At 72.1% G+C, this 16000-nt stretch carries 18 protein-coding genes; 9 read left to right on the top strand and 9 right to left on the bottom strand.

Annotated elements, in window-relative coordinates; all coding sequences use genetic code 11:
• Window positions 1-32: 32 nt before the first annotated feature.
• From bagB to CLV40_RS21730, 3 genes are all read right to left on the bottom strand, one after another.
• Window positions 33-1154, bottom strand: coding sequence for an ATPase BagB (gene bagB, locus CLV40_RS21740; RefSeq protein WP_104480809.1), 1122 nt, complete (start codon window positions 1152-1154; stop codon window positions 33-35).
• Entirely contained in the window at window positions 1151-2152 is a 1002-nt protein-coding gene (bagA, locus tag CLV40_RS21735) for an ATPase BagA (RefSeq protein WP_104480808.1), read from the bottom strand. Before bagA ends, bagB begins: the two co-directional genes overlap by 4 nt.
• A gap of 64 nt (window positions 2153-2216) precedes the next feature.
• The gene (locus CLV40_RS21730) at window positions 2217-2465 is read right to left on the bottom strand and encodes a hypothetical protein (RefSeq protein ID WP_104480807.1); all 249 of its coding nucleotides are present in this window, start codon (window positions 2463-2465) and stop codon (window positions 2217-2219) included.
• 178 nt (window positions 2466-2643) lie between these two features.
• Between CLV40_RS21730 and sp36 the strand changes: the two genes are divergently transcribed.
• Genes sp36 through CLV40_RS21710 form a run of 4 tightly spaced genes read left to right on the top strand, consistent with a single transcriptional unit; the run spans window position 2644 to window position 4835 of the window.
• Window positions 2644-2811, top strand: a complete 168-nt coding sequence (sp36, locus tag CLV40_RS21725; RefSeq protein WP_104480806.1) for a Sp36 family protein — start codon at window positions 2644-2646, stop codon at window positions 2809-2811.
• 1 nt (window position 2812) lies between these two features.
• Window positions 2813-3268: a RidA family protein gene (locus CLV40_RS21720; protein ID WP_104480805.1), complete on the top strand. Its 456-nt coding sequence runs from the start codon at window positions 2813-2815 to the stop codon at window positions 3266-3268.
• Window positions 3265-3858, top strand: coding sequence for a hypothetical protein (locus tag CLV40_RS21715; protein ID WP_104480804.1), 594 nt, complete (start codon window positions 3265-3267; stop codon window positions 3856-3858). Before CLV40_RS21720 ends, CLV40_RS21715 begins: the two co-directional genes overlap by 4 nt.
• A 26-nt stretch (window positions 3859-3884) precedes the next feature.
• The gene (locus CLV40_RS21710) at window positions 3885-4835 is read left to right on the top strand and encodes a hypothetical protein (protein WP_104480803.1); all 951 of its coding nucleotides are present in this window, start codon (window positions 3885-3887) and stop codon (window positions 4833-4835) included.
• Between the two features lie 725 nt (window positions 4836-5560).
• On the opposite strand, the gene CLV40_RS21705 is transcribed toward CLV40_RS21710, so the two are convergent.
• The gene (locus CLV40_RS21705) at window positions 5561-6445 is read right to left on the bottom strand and encodes a Gfo/Idh/MocA family protein (protein ID WP_104480802.1); all 885 of its coding nucleotides are present in this window, start codon (window positions 6443-6445) and stop codon (window positions 5561-5563) included.
• The gene (locus CLV40_RS21700; RefSeq protein ID WP_104480942.1) at window positions 6442-7239 is read right to left on the bottom strand and encodes an MBL fold metallo-hydrolase; all 798 of its coding nucleotides are present in this window, start codon (window positions 7237-7239) and stop codon (window positions 6442-6444) included. The genes CLV40_RS21705 and CLV40_RS21700 overlap by 4 nt, the downstream gene beginning before the upstream one ends.
• A 53-nt stretch (window positions 7240-7292) precedes the next feature.
• Between CLV40_RS21700 and CLV40_RS21695 the strand changes: the two genes are divergently transcribed.
• Entirely contained in the window at window positions 7293-8153 is an 861-nt protein-coding gene (locus tag CLV40_RS21695) for an NUDIX hydrolase (protein ID WP_245931474.1), read from the top strand.
• On the opposite strand, the gene CLV40_RS21690 is transcribed toward CLV40_RS21695, so the two are convergent.
• The 4 genes from CLV40_RS21690 to nth are packed head-to-tail and all read right to left on the bottom strand — an operon-like array spanning window position 8150 to window position 11338.
• Window positions 8150-9334, bottom strand: coding sequence for a MarP family serine protease (locus CLV40_RS21690; RefSeq protein ID WP_104480800.1), 1185 nt, complete (start codon window positions 9332-9334; stop codon window positions 8150-8152). The two genes, CLV40_RS21695 and CLV40_RS21690, sit on opposite strands and share 4 nt — an antisense overlap.
• Window positions 9331-10023 (bottom strand): NUDIX hydrolase, encoded by a 693-nt coding sequence (locus CLV40_RS21685; RefSeq protein WP_104480799.1) that lies wholly within the window; start codon window positions 10021-10023, stop codon window positions 9331-9333. Before CLV40_RS21685 ends, CLV40_RS21690 begins: the two co-directional genes overlap by 4 nt.
• On the bottom strand, window positions 10020-10625 hold the full coding sequence (locus CLV40_RS21680) for a TlpA family protein disulfide reductase (RefSeq protein WP_104480798.1): 606 nt from the start codon (window positions 10623-10625) through the stop codon (window positions 10020-10022). Before CLV40_RS21680 ends, CLV40_RS21685 begins: the two co-directional genes overlap by 4 nt.
• A complete protein-coding gene (gene nth / locus CLV40_RS21675; protein ID WP_104480797.1) occupies window positions 10622-11338 on the bottom strand; it encodes an endonuclease III in 717 nt (238 codons plus the stop codon). The genes CLV40_RS21680 and nth overlap by 4 nt, the downstream gene beginning before the upstream one ends.
• A gap of 207 nt (window positions 11339-11545) precedes the next feature.
• Here nth and CLV40_RS21670 point away from each other — a divergent pair, with 207 nt between their 5' ends.
• The 4 genes from CLV40_RS21670 (at window position 11546) to dnaN (ending at window position 15436) form a co-directional block, all read left to right on the top strand.
• Window positions 11546-11797, top strand: coding sequence for a hypothetical protein (locus CLV40_RS21670; RefSeq protein ID WP_104480796.1), 252 nt, complete (start codon window positions 11546-11548; stop codon window positions 11795-11797).
• Window positions 11798-11959: 162 nt separating this feature from the next.
• Window positions 11960-12634 carry a Crp/Fnr family transcriptional regulator gene (locus tag CLV40_RS21665; protein ID WP_018683904.1) on the top strand — a complete coding sequence of 225 codons (675 nt, stop codon included), beginning with the start codon at window positions 11960-11962 and terminating at the stop codon, window positions 12632-12634.
• Between the two features lie 400 nt (window positions 12635-13034).
• A complete protein-coding gene (locus tag CLV40_RS21660) occupies window positions 13035-14273 on the top strand; it encodes an MFS transporter (RefSeq protein ID WP_104480795.1) in 1239 nt (412 codons plus the stop codon).
• A 65-nt stretch (window positions 14274-14338) separates the two neighbouring features.
• Window positions 14339-15436 carry a DNA polymerase III subunit beta gene (gene dnaN, locus CLV40_RS21655; RefSeq protein ID WP_104480794.1) on the top strand — a complete coding sequence of 366 codons (1098 nt, stop codon included), beginning with the start codon at window positions 14339-14341 and terminating at the stop codon, window positions 15434-15436.
• Window positions 15437-16000: the final 564 nt, after the last annotated feature.

Genomic DNA, 16000 nt, shown 5'->3' with positions numbered 1-16000 from the left:
GCCAGCGCGCGGTGGCCCGGTGCGGGAGGTCGTCAGGCCCCGGCCAGCCGGTCGCCGATCTCCCGCAGCCCGGCCAGGTCGTGCACGTCGGCCGCCATCGCGGGCACGTGCGCCAGCGCCACCCCGGGGTGCGCCTTGGTGAACCGGCTGACCAGCCTGCGCTCGCGCTGGGCCAGCGCCACCCGGTCGGCGTGCAGCCGCAGCACGGCCGCCGCCAGCGGGGCGTCGCCGCGGGCCGCCAGCGAGTCCGCGGCCCCGAGCGCCTTGGCCGCGGGCAGCTTCGCCAGTGCCGGGTGCGTCCGGTTGACCACCAGGCCCGCCAGCGGGACGGACTCCTCGGCCAGCCGCTCGACGAAGAAGCTGGCCTCGCGCAGCGCGTCCGGCTCGGGCGCGGCGACCACCAGGAACGCCGTGCCGTCCGAGCGCAGCAGCTCGTACGTGCGCTGGGCGCGCTCCCGGAACCCGCCGAACATCCCGTCGAAGGCCTGCACGAACGCCGACGCGTCGGCCAGCATCTGGCCGCCCACGATCGCCGACACGGCCTTGGCGAACAGCCCGAACCCGGCGCTGACCACCTTGCGCAGCCCCCAACCGCCCGCGCGGGCCGGTCCGGTCAGCAGCTTGATCATCCGACCGTCCAGCGCGGTGGACAGCCGCCGCGGCGCGTCCAGGAAGTCCAGCGCCGACCGCGACGGCGGGGTGTCGACCACGATCAGGTCCCAGGTGCCGTCGGCGGCGAGCTGGCCCAGCTTCTCCATCGCCATGTACTCCTGCGTGCCGGAGAACGACGAGGAGATGGTCCGGTAGAACGGGTTTGCCAGCACCTCCTCGGCCCGCTTCGGCCCGGCGTGCGCGAGCACCATGTCGTCGAAGGTGCGCCGCATGTCCAGCATCATCGCGCTCAGCGAGCCCTTGGGCGCGAAACCCGGCACCGCGACCTCGCGCGGCACGTTGCCCAGCTCGGCCAGGCCCAGCGCCTGCGCGAGCCGCCGGGCCGGGTCGATGGTCAGCACCACGGTGTCGCGGCCGCGCTCGGCGGCGCGCACGGCGATCGCCGCGGCGGTGGTGGTCTTGCCGACGCCGCCGGAGCCGCAGCACACCACGACGCGGGTACCGGGGTCGTCGATCAGCGCGTCGACCTCGAGGGCGCTCATCGGACCCCCTGGTCGACGAGCGCCTCGGCCAGTTCGTAGAGGGTGCCCAGGTCGATGCCGTCGACCACCTCGGGCAGCTCCACCGCGGGCAGGTCCACCTCGGCCAGCTGGGTGCGCGCCCGCTGCTCGGCCTGCACCCGGATGGCGTGCTCGACGGTCTCCTCGACCAGGCCGTCGACCTGCGCGTCGGACAGCGCCAACCCAGCGGAGGTGAGGCCGTCGCGGATCCGGGCCGCGTCGACCCGGCCGTCGGCGGCGGCGGTGACCGAGCGGGCGGGCAGCCGCGGCGGCCGGACCCGGTTCAGCAGGATCGCCCCCGGTCGCAGGTCGGCGGCGTCGAGCTCCTCGACGGCCTCGATGGTCTCGCGCACCGGCATCTCCTCCAGCAGGGTCACCAGGTGCACGGCGGTGTCGCCGGAGTGCAGCAGCTTGACCACGCCGTCGCTCTGGCCCTTGATCGGGCCGACCTTGGCCAGGTCGGCCATGGCCTTGGTGACGTCGAGGAACTTCACGATCCGGCCGGTCGGCGGCGCGTCGACGACCACCGCGTCGTAGACGTGCCTGCCGTCCTCGGCGCGGGTGACGCACTCCTTGATCTTCCCGGTGAGCAGCACGTCGCGCAGGCCGGGCGCGAGGGTGGTGGCGAACTCGATGGCGCCCATCTTGCGCAGCGTGCGGCCCGCGAAGCCGAGGTTGTAGAACATCGACAGGTACTCCAGCAGCGCCGCCTCGACGTCGACGTGCAGCGCCCGCACCTCGCCACCGCCCGGCGCGGCGGCCACCCGCTCCTCCGCGTAGGGCAGCGGCGGCCGGTCGAAGAGCTGGGCGATGCCCTGCCTGCCCTCGACCTCCACCAGCAGGACGCGCCTGCCACCGGTCGCCAGCGCCAGCGCGAGGGCGCCCGCCACGGTGGACTTGCCGGTCCCGCCCTTGCCGGTCACCACGTGGAGCCGGGCCCGGGCGATCTGCTCCGTCCAGCCGACGACAGGGGTGGTCACGGTTTCAGCGTAAATGCCCGGTTACCCGGGGCGCCGTTCGAGTGGCGCATCGCTCGGGGCCCGCTCAGCCGACCAGCAGCATGACCGACGCGGCCGCGCCGACCACGATCACCAGGGTCCACACCAGCGGCGCGGCCAGCACCGTGGTGGTCAGCAGGCCGAGCAGCCCGAGCAGGGTCAGCGCGACCACGCCGGAGACGGCGACCGAGGTGGCCGACCCGGTCCGGTCGCGGACCTTGGCCATGGTGACCAGCACCAGCACCAGTCCGCTCACGCCGAGCAGCGTGGTCGCGATGATCCGCCACGACTCCATGGCGCAACCGTACCGACCACTCTCGGTCAGCCCGCACCCTCGTCGGTGAACCGGGTCGGATCGCACGGCCCCGGCCCGGGACCTCTCGACCGGTGTGCGGCTAGGGTGTGGCCTACCCGGTTGCGACGCGTGCAGCCTGGTCGTTGACCTGGCCGACCTCCGATGATAAGGACCCGCCTTGTCCGAGCTCACCAAGTGGGAGTACGCCACCGTGCCGCTGCTGATCCACGCGACCAAGCAGATCCTCGACCAGTGGGGCGAGGACGGCTGGGAGCTGGTGTCGGTGCTGCCCGGTCCGACCGGCGAGCAGCTGGTCGCCTACCTCAAGCGCCCCAAGGTCGGCTGAGGTGTCCTGGCGCGCTCGGCTCGCCGAGCTGGGGATCGACCTGCCGCCGGTCGCGGCGCCCGCCGGGTCCTACGTCCCGGCCGTGCGCGCGGGCGCGCTGGTCTTCACCGCGGGGCAGATCCCGCTGGTCGACGGCGCGGTCGCGGCCACCGGCAAGGTCGGCGCGGAGGTCAGCCCCGAGGAGGCCCAGCGGCTGGCCCGGGTCTGCGCGCTCAACGCCCTGGCCGCGGTGGACGCCCTGGTCGGCATCGACTCGGTGGTCCGGGTCGTGAAGGTGGTCGGGTTCGTGGCCTCCGCCGGTGGGTTCACCGGCCAGCCCGCGGTGCTCAACGGCGCCTCCGACCTGCTCGCCGAGGTCTTCGGCGAGGTCGGCAGGCACGCCAGGTCCGCGGTCGGCGTGGCCGAGTTGCCGCTCGGGGTCCCGGTCGAGGTCGAACTGGTGGTGGAGGTCGGATGAGCGCCCACGAACTGCTGCTCCGCTTAGCGGGGCGGATGAGCGACCGCCAGCTGTGGCGGTTCCGCGACTGGCTGGCCGCCGACGCGCTCGACGCCGTGGCCCGTTCACTGCCGCTGACGCTGCTCCGGGAAAAGGTGGCGATTACACCTGAGGAGTACAAGCTCGCGGTCAACGCTCTGATGGCGCACGGTGCGGATGCCGAACGGCTGAACGCGCTGCCGTGGGTGGACGAAATCGTCGAAGTCGACTACACCTTCTCCGCGGAGTCACCTGACTGGGTGAGCATGGGCGATTCGGTCGCGGTGGTGCTCGGCGCGATCCTGCGGGGCCGCCCCGAGGTGGTCGAGGCGCGGTCGAGTTGGCGGCGCAGCCGCTCCGGCGGCGGTTCGGCGACCCGGGTGGTCCTGGTGACCACGTCGGGCGACGGGGCCCACCTGACCGGGGAGCTGCAGCGGGTGCTGCGTGCCCTGGGCACGTACGAGCCCGCGGTCGAGGTGCTGCCGCGCACGATGGAGCCGCCGCGCTACCACCGGGCCGCGTTCGCCGCATCGGAGCCGCTGGTCGCCCAGGACCAACTGGTCTCCAGCTAGCACCGCCGAGTGGGAGGGGACGGAACGTGACGCAGGTCGCCGCGGGCAAGGGATGGGCGGGGGTGGCGTTGCCGGTCCGGGTGCACGACCTCCTGCTGGCCCTGGCGGGCAGGCTGGACGACGACGCGCTCGCCGACGCCAGGGAACTGCTGGCCTCGGCCGAGATCGACCGGTCGCTGGAGATGATCGCCGGGTGCCTGGTCGCCGGGCACGTGGGCATCGGCACGGCCGAGCGGGAGGAGCTGCTCGCGCTGTTCGGCGCCACCTACAGCGACCCCGGAGTGGTCGGCCGGGTGCGCGTCGCCGAGCCCGACCTGGTCACCCGCCACCGCTTCGCCGCGGGCAAGGTCGACGGCATCGGCCCGGAGGAGGGCGTAGCCGAAGCGGCCAGCCGAGTCCTCGAAGCCCTGCCCGACATCCGCGCGGTGTGGGCCGTCTGGCGCCTCACCCCGGCGGGCGCGGCTACGGGCGCGGTCCCGCACCGGGTCGTGCTGGTCGGCGTCGGCCCCACGGGCTCGGCGGCGGCCACCGCGTACCGGGTGGAGACGTCCCTGCGCCGGGCGGGCCTGACGGCGTCGGTCGAGGTCCTGCGGGACGGTACGGAACCGACGGACTACCACCACACGGCCATGCGCTACGCCACGGAGGTACAGGTGCCGCGCACACCGCCCGCGGTGGTGCCCAAAGGGAATCCTGTGAAGGCGTCGAAGAAGAAGATCGCCGAGCAGTGGATCCCGGCCTCTGAGGACATTCCGCCGTCCGCGCCTCCGGCTGACGACTCGCTGAACGACCAGGAGTTGGGCCTGCTGCGCCAGTTACAGGAGGAGTTGGCCCGTCGCGAGCAGACGGACCCGACTCAACCGGACTGGCAAGGCGACCTCGGCGCAGGCGGGCAGCCGTTCGACTGGCACGAGGCCAACAGCTCGACCATGGTCAACGGGCTGCCCCTGCAACCACCGGAGAGCAAGCACTCCTAGCTCCTGGCTCACGAAGCCCGGGCGGGTTCTCGTTGCTCCTGCTCCAAGGGGCGTGGTCGGTTCGTCGAGCCACCACGCTCCTGGCTGGTTGTTGGCAACTTGGACCCGTTCTTCTTCGCCGATCAGGTCGAAGCGCGCTCGTCGCGCGGTCCTGTCGCCTGCGGTCCGGTTCCGGCTTCACGGTGAACCGAAGCCAGTCGAGTCGATCTTGCTCGGCCGGGCTCTGTCCACATGCGCTGGAACCGTTGACGGGAAATCGCCGCCTTCCGTCGCGCTCTCGCTCCTGACGAACAGGACGTCCGGCAAGTGGGCCCGTCCATCGACTCGCTTTGATCTTGGTGTGGCGGGTTGCGGATGCAGCGCGGCCGGTCTGGGAATGATCCCCGGTGCGTGCCGCCGCTCGATGGACTCCGGAGCGTTCGTTCCGGCGGCGGGCATCCCTGGACCTGGCCGAATGGGATCGCGGACAAGGCGTGTTCGCCCATCGCCCTGCGCGGCCCTGTCGCCCGCTCTTCTGGCTCAAGGCGAACCAAGTCCGCCGAATTGATCTTGCTAGGCGGACCTCCATCCACATGCGCCGGAATCATCCACAGGAAATCGCCACCCCTTCCGCCGCACCCCACCCCCGATAGACTGGAGCAGGGCTGTCCCCCAAGAGGAGGGCGGGGGCTGCGCTTGGGCTCGGGGTGGGGCTTCACGAGGCGGCGGGATTGTGGCGGCGGGTGTTAGTTCCGCTGGGCGGCCTTGCTTGCGGTGTTCAGGATTCGCTGGATGTGGAGGCCGCGGTGGGCGTCTGCGCGGTGGGTGGTTTGTCCTGTGTGGACCATTGTGGTGAATTCGTCTAGGAGGGTTTTGTAGGAGTCTTGGGCGGGGGTTGAGCGGCCGGTCAGTTCGCGGTAGCCCGCTTCGCCGTAGACCGAGACCTCTGTGATGGTGGGGCGCATGGGTAGGCGCATCGACAGGGTTGCGGTGCTCGTGCGGGTGTCTTCGTGGGTGAGGACGAAGTTCCACAGGTCTGGTTCGCTGCGGTGTGCGGCGACCACGTCGGTGATCCGGCCGAGTGCGGCGTCCAGCAGGTCGAAGACGTGCGGTCCGATGTCGGCCAGCGCGCCGCCTTCGTGGCGCCAGGCGGACGACGAGTACGCGCCGCCGAGCAGGGCGCCGGAGAGCCAGCGGGCCGTGCCGCCCGCCCAGCCGTCGGTGCCGTCCAGGTCGGCCAGCCAGTCGACGACCTCCGGGGCGAACCGGCGGATGAACACGACGATCGACGCGACCCCCGCCTCCGCGACCGCGTCGGCCAGCCGCTCGGCGTTGGTGAGGGTGTCCGCGATGGGTTTCTCCAGCAGCACGTGCTTGCCCGCGCGGGCCGCCTTGATCGCGAGTTCGGTCTGGATCGCGGGCGGTACCGCGAACGCGACCGCGTCGACCTGGCCGAGCAGGGCGTCGAAGTCCGCGACGACCGGCGCCCCCAACTCCGCGGCGGCCTCCGGCCGTCGGGCCCACACCGCCGCCAGCTCGGTTCCCGGGTGCGCCAGCAGCCCCGGCGCGTGCACGTTCCGAGCCCACGGCCCGGCCCCGACCAACCCGACCCGCACCACGTCAGCGCTCATCTGCCCAATCCCTGGTTGAGGTACTCCAACTGCGCCCGCACCGACCACTCGGCGGCGGGCCAAAGCGACGGGTCGACGTCCGCGTAGACGTGTTCGACCACTTGGCGCGGTGTGGCGTCCGAACCGAGGTGCGCCAAGGCGGCGCGGATCTGGTCGAGACGCTGTTCGCGGTGGGTGAGGTATTCCTGCGCCACTACGGGCAGATCAGGCAAATCCGGGCCATGGCCGGGAAGAACACGCGTACCGGAGCGGAAGGCGATCAGAGTCCGCAGAGAGCTCAGGTAAGCGCCAAGAGAGCCATCCGGCGGCGGGGAGATCACAGTGGTGCCCCGGCCCAAAACCGTGTCGCCGGTAAGAACAGCGGGCTCGTCGTGGTTAACGGCAAGACACAGCGAATCCGCCGTGTGCCCCGGGGTGTGCAGTACCTCGATCTCCAACCCCGCAGCCACTACGACCTCGCGGTCGGTCAACGGCGCCCCATCGACACACAACGCGGGGTCGAACGCGCGGACCGGCGCAGCGGCGTGACGAGCGAGCCATGGCGCACCGCCAACGTGGTCGTCGTGGTGGTGGGTGATGAGGATTGCCTCGATGGTCCCTGCGGCGGCGACGATTCGCTCCAAGTGCGGGATGTCCTCATGGCCGGGATCGACCACTACGGCATCGGCGGACCCCGGAGCGCGCAGGATCCAGGTGTTCGTGCCGTCGAGGGTCATCACGCTGGGGTTGTCCTCCAACAACACCCCGGCGTACGGGGTGACCTGGCGGACGACGGCGTAGGCCGGGTGCGTCACGTCCCGCACACTATCGGCCCCCGGTGGCGGTTAGGGTCGATCCCGTGCCCGAACTGCCCGAGGAACTGGTCCTGCCCGCCGACCTGGTGCCCGCCGAGCCCCCGAACCCGCCGGTCACGCCGAAGGACGCCGCGACGGTCATGCTGGTCCGCGACCAGGACGGCCTGGAGGTGTTCCTGCTGCGCCGGGTCGTCGGCATGGCGTTCGCGGGCGGCATGACGGTCTTCCCCGGCGGCGGCGTGGACCGCCGCGACGCCGACGCCTCCGTGGCCTGGCACGGTCCGGACCCGGCCTGGTGGGCGGCGCGGTTCGGCTGCGACGAGGCGCTGGCGCGGGCGCTGGTGTGCGCGGCCGTGCGGGAGACGTTCGAGGAGTCCGGGGTCCTGCTGGCCGGGCCGGACGGGGACAGCGTCGTGGCGGACACGCGGCCGTTCCACGACGCGCGGCAGGAACTGGTCGAGCGGAAGTACTCGTTCGCCGGGTTCCTCGCCGACCACGGCCTGGTCCTGCGCGCCGACCTGCTGCGCCCGTGGGCCAACTGGGTCACCCCCGCCGAGGAGCCGCGCCGCTACGACACCCGCTTCTTCCTCGCCGCCATGCCCGAGGGCCAGCACGCCGACGGCGCCACTACGGAGGCCGAGGACGTTGCCTGGCGCCGACCGGCGGACGCCTTGGACGACTGGCGTTCCGGTGCCCGCGGTCTGCTCCCGCCCACCTGGATGGCCCTGGCCGAACTGTCCGAACGCGACTCCGTGGCCGCCGCCATGGCCGCGCCGCGGACCGTCGACAAGATCATCCCCAAGGTGGTCCGCACCGGCACCACCCTGCGCGTGATCCTCCCCGACGACCCCCGCTACCCCACGGCCGCCGCGCACCTCGACGCCCGCCCCGGCGACGCCCTGGACCTGCTCTAGCTCGCGCACCGCCCGGTCGACACCGGCTGGGACAGCGACGGCGCGCGGCCGACCTCGTCGCGGACCTCCGCCGCCGTCAGCGCGAATCCGGTCTCCGAGTTGTCCACCGCCGCGCCGAAGACGACGCCGATGACCTCACCCGCCGGGTTGATCAGTGGACCGCCGGAGTTGCCGCTGAGCACTTTGGCGCGCAGCGTGAACACGTCCCGGTTGACCGTCGACGCGTCGTAGATGTCCGGTCCGCGCAACGGGATCCGGTCGCGCACGCGCGCGGGGGACGCGGTGTACGGACCGTCGAGCGGGTAGCCCAAGACGATGCCGTCCTGGCCGCTCGCCGCGTCACCGGGGGCGAACGGCAGCGGGTCCACCTCCAGCCCCGGCACCGCCAGGATCGCCACGTCCGTCTCGGGGTCGTAGTGCACGACCCGGGCGCGCAGCGAGTCGCCCTGGACCTCTACGCCTACCTCGTCGGTGCCCGCCACTACGTGCGCGTTCGTCATCACCCGCTCCGGGGAGATCACGAACCCGCTGCCCTCCAGCGCCCGCTCGCACGACGGCGCCTTGGCGTTGACCTTCAGCACGCTCGGCTCGACCCGCCGCACCACCGCGCTGGCCTGCAGCGCCGGGTCGGGCGGGGCGACCTCGCGGTTCGGCGTGCGGTTGAACGGGTCGACCGCGGCCGGGAACCCGGAGACGTCCAACAGGCGCCGCAGTTCGTTGGGCAGCCCGCGCGCGGCCTGCGGCATGACCTCGTTGACCCCGCCGAGCACCGCCGAGTTGTTGATCGCCGAGGCCAGCCCCGGCAGCCCGCCGACGGTGGTCAGCGGCAGCGCGATCAGCCAGGCCACCACGAACACCACCGCGCCCTGCACGACCGCGCCCAGCGCGCTGTCCACGCCCGCGAGCTTCGGTGAGGAGATCTTCTGCCGCAGCGTCCGGCCGACCCACACGCCGAACGTCTCGCCCAGCGCCACCAGCAGCACGAAGATCGCCACCGCGAACGCGACCCGGGTCGGCGTCGAGTCGATCTGCTCGACCACCAGCGGCGCGATCTTGATGCCCGCGACCGCGCCGAGCAGGACCCCGATGAACGCGGGCAACGCGGTGATCACGCCCTGCCGCGCGCCGGACACCGCGGCCAGCACGGCGAGCGCGACGACGAGCACATCCACCCAGTTCACGCCCGGGACCTCCGATCCTCGACCAAGCGCCAGGCCAGGTCCAGGTCGCGCACGTCGTCGGCGTCCCAAGGACGCTCCCAGCCGCCCAGGGCGAGCAGCATGGTCAACAGGCCCGCGGTGAACCCCCAGATCAGCATGCCAGGGGCGGCGAAGGCGGGCCCGACGTAACCGCCCGCGTGCCGCACGCGGAACCGGTTCGCCGGGTCGGCCAGGTGCGACACGGGGATCCGGGCGACCGCCTGCGACTCGGCGGCGTCCACCGCCCACACCTTGCTCGGCTTCTCCCAGTGCGCCAAGACAGGCACGACGTTGTAACCGGACACGGGTACGTGCAGTTCGGGCAAGAGCGCTACCGGGCGCACCCCGGCCGGATCGAGCCCGGTTTCCTCTACCGCTTCCCGTAGTGCGGTGGAGACCGGTCCGTCGTCGGACTCCTCGGTTCGTCCCCCGGGGAAGGCGACTTGACCGGAGTGTCGACCGCCGTTGTTGGCGCGCAACTGGAAGAGGAGATCCGGGCCGTTGTCGTCCGTTTCGCCCAAGAGCATCAAGACAGCCGCATTGCGCGACCCGGGGCCGGGAGCGGCGAACCGCCGCCACAGGGACAGGTCCAGATCGCTCGTCGCGGCGACCACCGGGCCCAACCAGTCCGGCAGGGTGCCCGGGTCAACCAGCGGTCCGTGCGTGCTCATCGGCCCCCTCCGAGGTAGCGGTCCACCGCCGCCCGCACGTCGTCGACCGACCGGAACAGCCGCGGCTGGGCGACCATCGTGACCTTCCCGTCGGCGGCGACCAGGTACGAGGCGGGCAGCGCGTCCGGGACGCGCAGGCCGCGCTGGACCAGCCCGTCGCGGTCGAGCAGGTTCGGGTAGCGCACGCCCAGGGTGCGCAGCAGGTCGAGGCTGTCCTTGGCCGGGCTCTGCACCGCGACCCCCACGACCTCGACCGCGTCAGCGCCCGCCGCGTACTCCGCCAGCAGCGGCAGCTCGTCGCGGCACGGCGCGCACCAGGTCGCCCACACGTTCACGAGCACGGGCCTGCCCGCGAACACGGTGCCCGCGGTCACCTGCGACCCGTCGGCCATGCACTCGGCACGCGCGTCCCGCAGCTCCTGCGGCCCTCCCGAGCCGCTCGGGCACGGGGCCAGCGCGGCGGCTGCCCTGGCCCCGGTCAGGTCCGGTTCGGGTGGTGCGGGCGCCGCGCCTGGGTCACCGTCACCGCGTGGCCACACCGCGACGACCGCGGCGACCAGCAGGACGACCGCGGCCAGCACCCACCTGGTCCGGCTGTTCACCCGGTCGACTTCCCCGGCCGGTAGCCCGCCCGGGTCCGCTCCGCCAGCTCGACCAGGTGCGGCGCCTCGGCGCCCTTGACCAGCTTGGCGGCCTGGTCGGGGTCGGTCGGGCCGTCGCCGAAGGACGGGCAGTCGCGGTAGAGCAGGCAGGCGCCGCACGCGGGTTTGCGCGCGTGGCACACCCGGCGACCGTGGAAGATCACCCAGTGCGACAGCATCGTCCAGTCCTTGCGCGGGACCAGGGCGCCGATCGCGTGCTCGACCTTGACCGGGTCTTCTTCTTCTGTCCACCCCCACCGCCGGACGAGCCTGCCGAAGTGGGTGTCGACGGTGATGCCGGGCACGCCGAAGGCGTTGCCGAGGATCACGTTGGCGGTCTTGCGGCCGATGCCGGGCAGCTTGACCAGCGCGTCCAGCTTGCCGGGGATCTCACCGCCGTGCCGCTCCACCAGCGCCGCGCCCAGGCCGATGAGGGAACTCGCCTTGTTCCGGTAAAAGCCGGTCGGCCGGATCATCTCTTCCAGCTCGGTGCGGTCGGCACCGGCGTAGTCGGCCGCCGAGCGGTACTTGGCGAAGAGGGCCGGTGTCGTCAGGTTGACCCGTACGTCCGTGCACTGCGCGGACAGGATCGTGGCCACGGCCAGCTCGAGCGGTGTGGTGAAGTCCAGCTCGCAGTGCGCGTCCGGGTACCCCTCCGCGAGCGCGCGCGTCATCCTGCGCACCCTGCGGGTCAACGCGAGGTCGGTACCGCTGTCCTGGGGCGGGCGTCGGGTGGTGGGAGGCACCTCGATAGCCTACGGGCCGTCGGACAACCCGAAATGTGCCCCAGACGTCAACCAAGCTGACATCAACCACAGGGGCGAGGCCGGACCGGAGGCGGGTCCGACCCAGCCGAGGCCACGAAGCGAGGATCGACGACCATGGCTGTCTGGTTCGTGTTCGCGGTACCTTTAGTGATCATGTTCTTCGCGCTCTTCATGGAGCGCGTCGAGGCCCGGCTCCGGCACGTGGCGGTGCAGGAGACCGAGGTCGAGGAGTTCCTGGAGTCGGCGCGACCCGAAGAGGTCCGCGCGCTCTACGGCCACGGCATCGGCCGCGCGCTGGAGCTGTTCCGGCTGCGCAGGCTGGGTGGCCGCGCCGCCAAGCTGCGCGGTCGCCGGGGTCGCGACTAGGCGATAGGGTCATGCGGCTGGGGGGCGTGCCCGGTCCGCGCGACGATCCACACCGGAGGGTCGGCGAGCCGGTTAGGGATCATCGCCGCACGCCCTACACTGTATGTAGTTGTCGGCGGTGGCAGACCTTCGCCGCCGCCGAGTGGAAACAGGAGGACCGAGGTGGATGAGACCCTGGCCCGCGCGGGCATCTTCCAAGGGGTCGAGCCGGCCGCGGCCGAAGCGCTCGCTCAGACGTTGGAAGCGGTCGAGTTCCCGCGCGGACACGTGATCTTCGCCGAGGGCGAGCCCGGCGACCGGCTGTACATCATCCAGTCCGGCAAGGTGAAGCTCGGCCGCAAGTCACCGGACGGCCGGGAGAACCTGCTGGGCATCTTCGGGCCCTCGGACATGTTCGGCGAGCTGTCGATCTTCGACCCGGGGCCGCGGACGTCGACCGCGACCACGGTCACCGAGGTGCGCGCGGTCACCATGGACCGGCCCGCGCTGCGCCAGTGGATCGCCACCCGTCCGGAGATCGCCGAGCAGCTGCTGCGGGTCATCGCCCGCAGGCTCCGCCGCACCAACGGCATGCTCGCCGACCTGATCTTCACCGACGTGCCCGGTCGCGTCGCCAAGGCGCTGCTTCAGCTCGCGCAGCGCTTCGGCAGCCAGGAGGCCGGGCTGCTGCGGGTCACCCACGACCTCACCCAGGAGGAGATCGCCCAGTACGTCGGCGCCTCCCGGGAGACCGTCAACAAGGCGCTCGCCGACTTCGCCCACCGCGGCTGGCTGCGGCTGGAGGGCAAGAGCGTGCTGATCCTCGACCCCGAGCGCCTCGCGCGCCGCGCGCGCTAGAGGCTCAAGACAACGCAAGAGGGGCCCGGTCTGGGTAGACCGGGCCCCTCTTGCACGTCTTTGGCAGCGGAGAGGCCGGGCGCCGCCCCCGACGCGGCGCACCGACCTCCCGCCTTCGCGTGAACCATCCCCCGACGGCTCACGCTCCCCGCCCTCCGGACCAGGCCCCGACCCGTTGCCGGAGGGAACTCGTGGCGCGATGGGGGAACCATCGCACGGGTCCCCACCCCAAGCTCAAGTGGTTTCACCCTCAAGGACTCGCCGCGGTCCGGATCCGTTGCTCGGGTCCACGGAGAATCTCCACTACCGTTATCCGATCGATACATACCCCACTTTCTGGTGGCGCAAACCACGAATAATTACTGGTACGCCCGTACCGAAAAGCCGCATACTGGTACGCATGTCCCACTCCACCCGTCCCGCCGACTACCGCGCTGCCCTCACCACCCCCGGTGCCCGTGGGCCGGTGGTGGCGTCGCTGCTCGGTCGGTTGCCGATCGCCATGGTGGGTCTGTCGCTGCTGCTGTACGTGCAGAACCGCACCGGGTCCATCGCCACCGCGAGCCTGGTGTCGGCGGGGTCGCTGATCGGGGTCGCGATCGGGTCGGCCGCGCAGAGCCGGATCATGGACCGCGCCGGGCCCTCGCGGCCGCTGCTGGTCACCGCGTCGCTGTTCGCCGTCTTCGTCGCGCTCACGATCGTCGCCGTCGAGCGGCACGCGGCCACGTTCTCGCTGGTGGTACTCGGCTTCGCGGTCGGGCTCACCGAGCCGATGGTCGGCTCCGCCTCCCGTGCCATGTGGACCCGGCTGGTCCCGCCCGGGCCGACGCGCGACGCCGCGCTGGTCTACGAGGCGATCAGCCTGGAGGTGTTCTTCATCGCCGGACCCGCGGTGTCCGGGCTGCTGATCCGGCTGCCCTGGCCGGGAGCGGGCGTGGTCGTGGGCGCTGCCTGCCTGGTCATCGGCGCCGTGTGGTTCGCGCTGACGGCGACGATCAGGCAGTCGCGGCCGGAGCGCACAGGGCGCAAGAGCACGCTGCTCGGTCCGCTCGCGCACCCCGGTATGCGCACGGTCGCGATCGCGGCGATGGGCTTCGGCGCGGTCATCGGGTTCGTCGAGGTGGCCATCCCCGCCGCGGCGATCCGCGCGGGCGACCCGGGGGCGGGCGGGCTGCTGCTTGGGCTGCTGTCGATCAGCTCGGTCGCCTTCGGCGTGGTCTACGGGCTGCGCCCGTGGCCGCGGCCGATCGAGCTGCGGATGCCGGTCCTGCTCGGCGGTTTCGCGGTGATGGTGGGGTTGCTGGCGATCCCGACGTCGATGCTGTGGCTGGCACTGGTGACGTTGGTGGCCGGTTTGCTGGTCACCCCGCAGGCGACCACGCACTCGGCGGTGCTGGAGGTGGTGGCGCCGCCGGAGACCGCGACGGAGGCGTTCGGCTGGGTGATCACCTCGGTGACCGTCGGCATCGCGCTGGGGCAGCTGACCAGCGGGCAGCTGGTCAAGTACGTCGGGCTGTGGTCCTCGTACGTGGCGGCGACGCTGATGGGACTGGCGTTCGCGGCGGTTGTCTACGCTCGTAGAAAAACGGTGACCCGCTACTCGGACGCGACCGAACGGGAGCCCGCGCTCGCTGTCTAGTCACCCGATCAGGGCTGTGGACAACTTTCCGCGCCCTGTCGGTCCCCGAGGCTACGGTTCCCGGCATGGACCTGACCGTCACCACCGCAGACCTGGCCGCAGCCGCCGCCGACGTCGTCCGCCTCGTCCCGGGGCGGCTCATCGACCCGGTGCTCAGCGGCGTGCTGCTGACCGCTGACGCCACGGGCGTGGTCGTCGGCGCCAGCGACCGGGAGCGCACGGCCCGGGTGCGCCGCGGCGCGCTCGTGCACACCGAGGGCCGCGTGCTGGTGCCGGGCAAGCCCCTGGCCGAGACACTGCGGATGCTCGACCAACCCCAGGTGCGGCTGGTGGTCGAGGGCAGCATGCTCGCCATCCGGGCCGAAGGCGCGCGCTTCGCGCTCCCGCTGCTCGACGTCGACCTCCACCCCGGCCTGGGCACCCCCGCCCACACCGGCGTCCAGGTCTCCGGCGAACACCTGTCGTCGGCCCTGTCCACCGTCGCGACCACCGCGTCCCGCGACGAGGCCCTCCCGATCTTCACCGGCGTCCGCATCCGCACCGAGAACGAGCGGTTGGTGCTGCGCGCCACCGACCGGTACCGCATGGCCATCGCCACCGTCCCCTGCGCGGCCGAGGCCGAGTTGGACGTCATGGTCCCGGCGGCCCTGCTGGCCGAGGTGGGCAAGCAGCTGTCCCGAGCGGGCGAGGTCACCCTGGCCATGGACGCCAACCAGCTGACCCTCCGCTGGTCGGACACCGTCGTCACCACCGCCATCCTCGACGGCGCTTTCCTGAGCGAGAACAAGCTGAACCTGTCCGGAGTGGACACCACCGTCGTGGTCCACGCCGACACCCTCCTCGACGCCACCCGTCGCGTCGCCCTCTACTCGGACACCCGCGGCGTCATCAGCGTCGAGGTCGGCGACACAACGCTGCGCCTGCGGGCCACCGCCCAGCAGACGGGCGAGGCCGAGGAGTCCATCAAGGCCACCGTCACCGGGGGCCGCACCAGCCCGTCCTACCTGTCCCGCTACCTGCAGGACGCCCTACGCCCCTTCGGCGGCAGGGAGGTCCGCCTCGCCATCCAGCCGGGCATGCGCGCGACCATCCTCACCCACGTCGAACCCCAGGACATCGACCTCACCTACATCGTCATGCCCATGCTCCCGCCCAACCACTGACCCATCTCACCCAGACCGCACCCTCACCCACACCTCTCCGCCCGCCCACCGGTCACCCGGTCCCCACCGGGTCCCTGGCCATGACCGCACCCTCACCCGCCCGCAACCTCGCCTCTTCGCCCGCCCACTTGGTCACCCAATCCTCACCACGTCCCTGGCCTCCACCGCCCATCACGTGCCCAACCACTGCCACCGACCCAGCCTCCGGCCTTGCCGCAGCGCGCCGCCCATCCACCACAACGTTCGCCCGCCTGGCCCACTCCGCTGACCTCGCAGCCCACCTGGTGAACCCGCTTCGCTGGGGATTCGTCGAACCGCCGCGAGCCCTGCCTTGCCCCCGAGCCAGCGGCGTACGCCTCGGCAGGGAATTGCGCGGCAAGGTCGCGGCACCCGCCACCGATCTCTTGCCGCAAGGCCATCTCAATGCGGCAATCCGCTGACCGTCCTCCACCGCACCGTGGCCGGCCCGCTCAAGGCTCGGCAGCCGGCACGCCGACCCGCAGTGCCGTCTGGCTCGGCCTACCGGTGCTGCAAGCCGCGCGGCCGCACAGCCATCGCTCTGCC

It is taken from the genome of Actinokineospora auranticolor (assembly GCF_002934265.1).
In the GTDB taxonomy this organism is placed as follows: Bacteria; Actinomycetota; Actinomycetes; order Mycobacteriales; family Pseudonocardiaceae; genus Actinokineospora; species Actinokineospora auranticolor.
The sequence above is the reverse complement of the archived record's forward strand: the minus strand, read 5'-3'. Positions and strand labels throughout refer to the sequence as shown.

What these genes read in the sequence shown, in the direction of transcription:
- CLV40_RS21685 (WP_104480799.1), bottom strand. Translation starts at nt 10,023, where the DNA reads ATGAGCACGCACGGACCGCTGGTTGACCCGGGCACCCTGCCGGACTGG.
- nth (WP_104480797.1), bottom strand. Translation starts at nt 11,338, where the DNA reads ATGACGCGCGCGCTCGCGGAGGGGTACCCGGACGCGCACTGCGAGCTG.
- CLV40_RS21730 (WP_104480807.1), bottom strand. Translation starts at nt 2,465, where the DNA reads ATGGAGTCGTGGCGGATCATCGCGACCACGCTGCTCGGCGTGAGCGGA.
- dnaN (WP_104480794.1), top strand. Translation starts at nt 14,339, where the DNA reads ATGGACCTGACCGTCACCACCGCAGACCTGGCCGCAGCCGCCGCCGAC.
- CLV40_RS21705 (WP_104480802.1), bottom strand. Translation starts at nt 6,445, where the DNA reads ATGAGCGCTGACGTGGTGCGGGTCGGGTTGGTCGGGGCCGGGCCGTGG.
- CLV40_RS21715 (WP_104480804.1), top strand. Translation starts at nt 3,265, where the DNA reads ATGAGCGCCCACGAACTGCTGCTCCGCTTAGCGGGGCGGATGAGCGAC.
- CLV40_RS21660 (WP_104480795.1), top strand. Translation starts at nt 13,035, where the DNA reads ATGTCCCACTCCACCCGTCCCGCCGACTACCGCGCTGCCCTCACCACC.
- CLV40_RS21670 (WP_104480796.1), top strand. Translation starts at nt 11,546, where the DNA reads ATGGCTGTCTGGTTCGTGTTCGCGGTACCTTTAGTGATCATGTTCTTC.
- bagB (WP_104480809.1), bottom strand. Translation starts at nt 1,154, where the DNA reads ATGAGCGCCCTCGAGGTCGACGCGCTGATCGACGACCCCGGTACCCGC.